The 6,396-nt window shown below is 67.3% G+C and carries 9 protein-coding genes; 6 read left to right on the forward strand and 3 right to left on the reverse strand.

What is annotated here, in order from left to right:
• The 5 genes from ACTS1X_RS00940 to ACTS1X_RS00960 form a co-directional block, all read left to right on the forward strand.
• Positions 1-353 (forward strand): hypothetical protein (locus ACTS1X_RS00940; protein WP_442612511.1); only part of this gene is annotated, 353 nt, incomplete at its 5' end.
• 5 nt (positions 354-358) lie between these two features.
• Entirely contained in the window at positions 359-1,225 is an 867-nt protein-coding gene (locus tag ACTS1X_RS00945) for a polysaccharide deacetylase family protein (protein ID WP_442612519.1), read from the forward strand.
• Positions 1,222-1,986 carry an enoyl-CoA hydratase/isomerase family protein gene (locus ACTS1X_RS00950; protein ID WP_442612512.1) on the forward strand — a complete coding sequence of 255 codons (765 nt, stop codon included), beginning with the start codon at positions 1,222-1,224 and terminating at the stop codon, positions 1,984-1,986. Before ACTS1X_RS00945 ends, ACTS1X_RS00950 begins: the two co-directional genes overlap by 4 nt.
• A 118-nt stretch (positions 1,987-2,104) precedes the next feature.
• Positions 2,105-2,998, forward strand: coding sequence for a VOC family protein (locus ACTS1X_RS00955; RefSeq protein ID WP_442612513.1), 894 nt, complete (start codon positions 2,105-2,107; stop codon positions 2,996-2,998).
• Positions 2,995-3,321, forward strand: coding sequence for a YciI family protein (locus ACTS1X_RS00960; RefSeq protein ID WP_442612514.1), 327 nt, complete (start codon positions 2,995-2,997; stop codon positions 3,319-3,321). The genes ACTS1X_RS00955 and ACTS1X_RS00960 overlap by 4 nt, the downstream gene beginning before the upstream one ends.
• A gap of 96 nt (positions 3,322-3,417) precedes the next feature.
• On the opposite strand, the gene ACTS1X_RS00965 is transcribed toward ACTS1X_RS00960, so the two are convergent.
• The 3 genes from ACTS1X_RS00965 to ACTS1X_RS00975 are packed head-to-tail and all read right to left on the reverse strand — an operon-like array spanning position 3,418 to position 5,782.
• Positions 3,418-4,014 (reverse strand): carboxymuconolactone decarboxylase family protein, encoded by a 597-nt coding sequence (locus ACTS1X_RS00965; RefSeq protein WP_442612515.1) that lies wholly within the window; start codon positions 4,012-4,014, stop codon positions 3,418-3,420.
• Positions 4,014-4,991, reverse strand: a complete 978-nt coding sequence (locus ACTS1X_RS00970; RefSeq protein WP_442612516.1) for a quinone oxidoreductase family protein — start codon at positions 4,989-4,991, stop codon at positions 4,014-4,016. The genes ACTS1X_RS00965 and ACTS1X_RS00970 overlap by 1 nt, the downstream gene beginning before the upstream one ends.
• Positions 4,988-5,782, reverse strand: coding sequence for a hypothetical protein (locus ACTS1X_RS00975; protein WP_442612517.1), 795 nt, complete (start codon positions 5,780-5,782; stop codon positions 4,988-4,990). The genes ACTS1X_RS00970 and ACTS1X_RS00975 overlap by 4 nt, the downstream gene beginning before the upstream one ends.
• A gap of 114 nt (positions 5,783-5,896) precedes the next feature.
• Here ACTS1X_RS00975 and ACTS1X_RS00980 point away from each other — a divergent pair.
• A partial coding sequence (locus ACTS1X_RS00980; RefSeq protein ID WP_442612518.1) for a hypothetical protein occupies positions 5,897-6,396 on the forward strand: 500 nt, incomplete at its 3' end.

Consider the following 6,396-nt stretch of genomic DNA (forward strand, 5'->3'; position numbering starts at 1 on the left):
CCGATCTCGGCGCGCGGACCTGCCAGTGCAGCTATTGCCGCAAGCAGAACGCGTCCTGGACGTCGGATCCCGAAGGCCGGGCGGACATCCGGATGGTGGGGCCGGTCACCCGCTACCGGTTCGGCACCGAGACGGCGGATTTCCTCGTCTGCGCGACATGCGGTGTCCTGATGGCGGCGGTCAGCGAAATCGCCGACGATATGCGCGGGGTGATCCATGTCGGGTGTCTTGAGGATAGCGCGGCCTTTCTCGCCCAGGCCGCGCCGATGGACCTGGACGGCGAATTGCTGGATGCGCGCCTCGACCGCCGCGCCCAGCGCTGGACGCCCGTCGCGATAACGGAAAAGGTGTGAAGACGATGCAGGAAGAACGGATCGACTGGCCGGACGGGGCGAAGATGGCGCTGAGCGTCGTCGTCAATGTCGAGGAAGGGTCCGAAATGACCGTCGCGCGCGGCGACAAGGGGATGGAGCCGGTCGACGAGCTCGGCATCCATATCCGCGCGCCGATCCGCAATTACGGCAATGAAAGCAACTATCTCTACGGCATCAAGGCCGGCGCCCCGCGCATCGTCAAGCTGCTGCGCGAATATGATATCATGGCGAGCTGGACGGTCGCCGCGCTGAGCCTCGAAAATCATCCCGAGATCGCCGAAGCCATCGCCGAACTCGGCCACGAGCCCGTCAGCCATGGCTGGCGCTGGGTTCACCAGTTCAAGCTCGACGAAGAGGCGGAACGCGCATTCATCCGCAAGGCGGTGGCCTCGATCGAGAAGACGGTCGGCGTGCGCCCCTATGGCTGGCTGTCGCGCTATTTCCATACCGACGAAACCCGCCGCCTGCTGATCGAGGAGGGCTTCGCCTATCATATGGACGATTATTCGGGCGACGTGCCGTACTGGGACCGCGAGACCGTGCCCGAAAAGCCGCTGGTGATCGTGCCGTACCAGCTCGACAGCAACGACATGAAGATGTGGACCGACCCGGCGCTGACCCCGCATCAATGGCTCGATTACGCCAAGGCCAATTTCGACCAGATCTATCGCGAGGGCGAGGCGGGCAATCCCAAGATGATGAGCCTCGGCCTGCATTTGCGCATCATCGGACGGCCCGGGCGCATCTGGGCGCTCGAGGAATTCTTCCGGCATGTCCGCGCGCATTCGGACGTCTGGGTGACGACGCGCCACGCGATCGCGCAGCATTTTGCGCGGGTGGAGCCCGCATGACGCTCCGCCTCGAAAAACAGGGCCGGATCGCCCGCTTGCTGATCGACCGGCCGGACAAGCGCAACGCCTTCACGCAGGAGATGTGGGAGCTGTTCCCCGAGCTGCTCGCCGAAGCGATGGGCGACGAGGCTGTCCGCGTGCTCCTCGTCCATGCCAGCGCGCGGGACAGCGCGTTCAGCGCGGGTGCCGATATCGGCGAGTTCGCGGCCGGCGCCAGGGACCCGGAATGGCGGGCGAAGAACCAGGCCGCGATCCGCGCGGTCCAGCACGATCTCGCCCGTGCGCCCAAGCCGACGATCGCGGTCATCGACCAGGATTGCATCGGCGGCGGCTGCGGAATCGCCATCGCCTGCGACATGCGGGTCGCCGGGCCCAGGGCGCGCTTCGGGATCACGCCGGCGAAGCTCGGCCTCGTCTATTCGCTCCACGATACCAAGCTGCTCGTCGATCTGGTCGGGCCGGCCCAGGCGAAGCGCATCCTCTTCACCGGGCAATTGCTCTCGGCCGAGGAAGCGCAGCGGATCGGGCTCGTGACTGTCCTTGCCGATGACCCGCATGAAGAGGCGGCGGCCCTCGCCGAAACGATGGCGTCGGTCTCGCCGCACAGCCAGCGGATGAGCAAGGCGATCGTCCGCCGTATCCTCGACGGGCAGGCGGACGACGATGCGGAGACCGCCGCGCAATTCGATGCCGCGTTCGAAGGCGCGGACTTCGAGGAAGGTGTCAGCGCCTTTCTTGAGAAGCGAAAGGCGCAGTTTTGAGTCATTTACCAGCAAATACCGTTAGCCCTGAGCCTGTCGAAGGGCGTCTATCGGCGGAGAAGCGCCCTTCGACAGGCTCAGGACTAACGGTCTGTGGAAGAGAGGCTGGGAGAGCGACGTGAAACGCGGATCCATTCTCGGCGGGGTCGTCACGACGCCCGATCTTGACATGGCGTTGGCCGATTATGAGGGGACGCTCGGCCTGAAGCTCATCGAACGCGGTCCGCTCTCCGACGATCTCGCCGCGAGCTGGGGCGTGCCCGCGAGCGCGGGGCAGCCGATGGCGGTCCTGCAACCGCAAAGCGGCGCGCCCTGCTTCCTCCGCCTCGTCGAGCAGCCCGACCATCCCGATTTCAGGCCGACCCGCACCTATGGCTGGGCGGCCTATGAGCTCACCGTGCAGGACGTGTTCGGCTGGCCGGGCCGGCTCGCGGGCAGCGGCTTCACCATCGTCGGCCCGCCCAAGGAGCTGGAAGGGCTGCCCTATTTCGTGCCGATGCAGGTCACGGGGCGCGGCAAGGAGATGATCTATCTGAACGAGGTGCGCGAGAATACACCGTCTTCGGACTTGCCGCATGCCGGGTCGCTCACCGATCATATCTTCATCGTCATCCTCGCGACGCCCGACAGGGCAGCGACCGTCGCCTGGTATTGCGAGACGCTCGGCCTCGACGAGGGCGATACCTATACGCTTGAATATACGATGATAAACGACGCGTTCGGCGCGCCGCCGGGCACCCAGTCGGACCTCACCATGGTCCAGAACGGCCGGCTGCCGATCGTCGAGGTCGACGATTATCCGGCCGAGGCGACGCCGCGCGCGCGGCACGAGGCGATGCTGCCGCCCGGCAATGCGATGGTGACCTTGGCCGCCGACAGTCTCGACGCGCTGGACTGCGACTGGATTGCGCCGCCGGCGGCCCGCCAGGGCCCGCTCTATGACGGCCGCCGCGCCGCGACCGTGATCGGCCCGGCCGGCGAACTGCTCGAACTGGTGGAGACGGGAACATGACCAAGGCCGCGCCGCAACCCGCCTATATCGCCTGGTGCACCGACCATCCGGGGCCGGAGCCGCAACGGCTGCGCAAGGAGCTTGCGCAAGCCCATTTCGCGCATATCGAGAGCATCATGGACAGGATCCGCGTCGCCGGCCCGGTGCGCGACGAAGACGGCAATACGATCGGCTCGATGCTGGTCTTCGACGCAGAAAGCGAAGCGGAGGCGCGGGAGCTCTTGGACCGCGACCCCTATGCCGGCGCCGATATCTGGCAAAGCGTCGAAATCCGCCCCTTCCTCCCTGCCGCCGGCGCATGGATCGGCGGCAAGATCTGGTGACATTTCGTCATTCCGGACTTGATCCGGAATCCAGAGCGGCAGGCGATATCGCACCTGGCCCTGGACCCCGGATCAAGTCCGGGGTGACGGCTCTATCTATTCAGAACCGTGCTTCCCCGCCGACCAGTCGCCGCCGAAATTCTCCAGCGCATGGCCGAGCGGCGCGTCCTCGAGCGGGGTCGCCAGCGTGTCGTTCCAGCGGTTGAGAAAGCCGAACAGCGCGATCGTCGCGACCATCTCGACGATCTGGCGCTCGCTCCAATGCGCGCGCAGCGCGGCGAAATGGTCTTCGGTCGCCGCGTTGGGCGTCTGCCCGGCGGCGAAGGCGAGGTCGAGCGCGGCGCGTTCGGCGTCCGAGAACAGCGCGCTCGTCCGATAGTCCCAGACCGCGGCGACCTTCTCGCCATCGACGCCCGACATCCGCGCCGCGCCATGCGCGGTATGCGCCTCGCAATAGCGGCATCCGGCCGCACTGCTCGCGACCATCGCCATCATCCGCTTGAGGCCGAGATCGACTTCCGCGGAACCGTAGATCGTCCCGATCAGCCCTTCGAGCGCGCCGAGCAGGTCCGGCCAGCGCGCCATCGTCAGGATGTCGTTCGAGGCGAAGCCCATCCGCTCTTCCGCTGCGGCCAGCCGCTCGCGCAGCCCATCGGGCAGCTGGTCGGGCGCAAGCGGATCGATATGCGCCATCAGGGGAGGAGAACGGTCGAGCCGGTCGTCTTGCGCGCTTCGAGATCGCGATGCGCCTGCGCGGCCTCCTCCAGCGGATAGGTCTGGCCGATATCGACCGTCAGCACGCCATCCGCGAGCAGCGAGAAGAGCCGCGCCGCGCCCGCCCGGGCCTCGGCCGGGTCCGCATAATAGTCGAACAAAGTCGGCCGGGTCGTGAACAGCGATCCCTTCTGCGCGAGGATGCCGAGATTGGTCTCGCCGACCGGCGCGCTCGCATTGCCGAAGCTGACCTGCAGCCCGCGCCGGCCGAGCGAGTCGAGCGAGGCTTCCCAGGTCGCCTTGCCGACGCCGTCGAACACGACGCGCACGCCCGCGCCGCCGGTGATCTCGCGGACCCGGGGCGCGACCTCCTCCTCGGTATAGAGGATCACATGATCGGCGCCCGCCGCCTTCGCCTTTTCCGCTTTTTCCGCGCTGCTCGTCGTGCCGATGACCTCGGCGCCGATATGTTTGAGCCATTGGACGAGCAACTGCCCGGTGCCGCCGGCCGCGGCATGGACGAGCACCGGCCAGCCGCTTTCGACCCTGCCGCAGCGCTCGACGAGGAATTCGGTCGTGCAGCCCTTGAGGAAGGCCGCCGCCGCGACATCGTCCGCCACGCCGTCCGGAATCGCGAAAAGCCGGTCGGCGGGCATGGTCCGCGCCGTGGAGTATGCGCCAAGCTGCGGCCCGAAGGTGACGACGCGGTCGCCTTCCTTCAAATTGCTGACGCCCGGCCCGACCGCCTCGACGGTGCCGGCCGCCTCGAGCCCGAGCCCGGTCGGCAGCTCGACCGGATAGATGCCCTTGCGGTGATAGGTGTCGATCATGTTGAGGCCGACCGCCTTGTTGCGCATCCGCACTTCGCCTTCGCCCGGATCGCCGAGATCGACATCCTGCCAGGTGATGACCTCGGGCCCGCCATGTTGGGTGATTTCCGCGCGTCTTTCGCTCATGCGTCCGGTCCTTCCTCGGTTTGCTGCACCGTGCAGCTCGCCTGCATCCAGCGCAAGTTGATGCCGATCCGCTCGGCGCTCGGATCGGCCCAGCTATAGGAGACCGCGCGGTCGGGCTCGTCTTCGGTGTGGACGTAGAGCACAAGGCTCGGCCGGTTGCGGGTCGGCGGCGGCCAGACCACGTTGCGCATCCGGACGATCGCGACCGGCGCGCCGCTGTCGCCGCCGCCCGCGCGGATGCGGCCGCCCTGATCGTGCATGGTGAGATTGGCATCGAACGTCCATTCGCTTTCGCCCTCGGGCACCGGATCGGTCCTGCGCACCGATATCCAGCAGGAGACCGGGCGGGCCCGGCGCATCTCCATCATCCGCCCGTCGGGCCAGCTGAAACTCATGCCGGACGCGCCGACCCGCTCCATGCGGACGGGCAGGTCGTCGCAATCGCCTTCGCTCGCCGCCAGCACGAAATCCTCGCCCTCGGGCCGCATCAGCCGGGTGCAGTCGCCGGCGGTCAGCGCCGTCAATTCACCGCGCGGTTCGATCGTCACCGGCTGGCCCTCTTCGCCGTAGAGCGGCTGGCCGAACGGATCGATCGAATGCAGCATCATGCCGCCGTCGGCGCCCGCGCTGAACCGCAGGCTGATCCAGCGGTCCTGCGGTTCGCCCGCCTCGCCCTGGAAATAGACCTGTTCGGTATTGGCATAGGTGCCGGGCAGGAGATCGGCCAGATCCTGCGCGCCGGCCGGTGCGGCGGCGCCCGCCAGTATCGCCATCGTCGGAATGATGCGCATCGTCGTTCCTCCCCGAACCGTCCCTACAGGCTATCGCGCGGCGCGGGAAATGCAAATATGTCCGGACAAATTTTGACAGGCCGGACGATTCCGGCAAAAAGCGGGAGCGGGAGGATGACGGCCATGCGCTACTGGATCGGACTGTTGCTTTTTCTCTTCGCCGCGCCGGCGCTCGCGCAGGATGAACCGGCGCCCGATGCGCGCGCGATTCTCGAACGCGCGGCCGAGGCGGCCGGTGGAGACGACTGGCTCAACCCGTCCACGCTCCAGCTCAGCGGCCATGCGGTCTTCTACGGCCCGGACAGCGCCGAACCGCGCGCCCGGTCCGACGATTACCGGATGTGGCGCGTGTTCGATCCCGACCGGACGGCGAGCCACAATGCGCAGGGCAAGGTCCGCATCCGCGCCGGTATCGGCCCGAATGGAGATGGGGGCGTGATGTTCGAGGTCGGCTATGACGGCGAGACGACCTGGACGGAGGACGGCATCATGCCGCGCGAGGAGGCGGACGCCTATTGGGCCTCGGCCTTCGGCTTCGGGATCGTCCGCCGCGCGCTGGGCGAGGGCTTCACCCTGACCCGCATCCCGGACGGCAATTCCAACGGTCATCCGAC

It is taken from the genome of Parasphingopyxis sp., from assembly GCF_052168275.1.
Taxonomy (GTDB): domain Bacteria; phylum Pseudomonadota; class Alphaproteobacteria; order Sphingomonadales; family Sphingomonadaceae; genus Parasphingopyxis.